We start from the raw sequence: 224 nt of genomic DNA, 5'->3' as shown, positions 1-224 counted from the left end.
CGTGCCAACACGGTGTCGGTGGGCAGCGTGGGCGGCGAGCGTCAGGTGGCCAATGTGGCGGCCGGTACGCGTGCCACCGATGCGGTCAACAAGGGCCAGCTGGACAGCGGCGTTGCCGCCGCCAACAGCTACACCGACAGCCGCTACAACGCGATGGCCGACAGCTTCGAAAGCTACCAGGGCGATATCGAAGACCGCCTGCGCCGGCAGAACCGTCGCCTGGA

1 pseudogene is annotated in these 224 nt (G+C 67.9%); it reads left to right on the top strand.

The window, feature by feature from the left end:
• A pseudogene (locus J7396_RS22675) lies at positions 1-224 on the top strand (hypothetical protein); the annotation flags it as partial.

Origin of the sequence: Xanthomonas sp. A1809, from assembly GCF_017746015.1 — a bacterium.
Taxonomy (GTDB): Bacteria; Pseudomonadota; Gammaproteobacteria; order Xanthomonadales; family Xanthomonadaceae; genus Xanthomonas; species Xanthomonas euvesicatoria.
The sequence above is the reverse complement of the archived record's forward strand: the minus strand, read 5'-3'. Positions and strand labels throughout refer to the sequence as shown.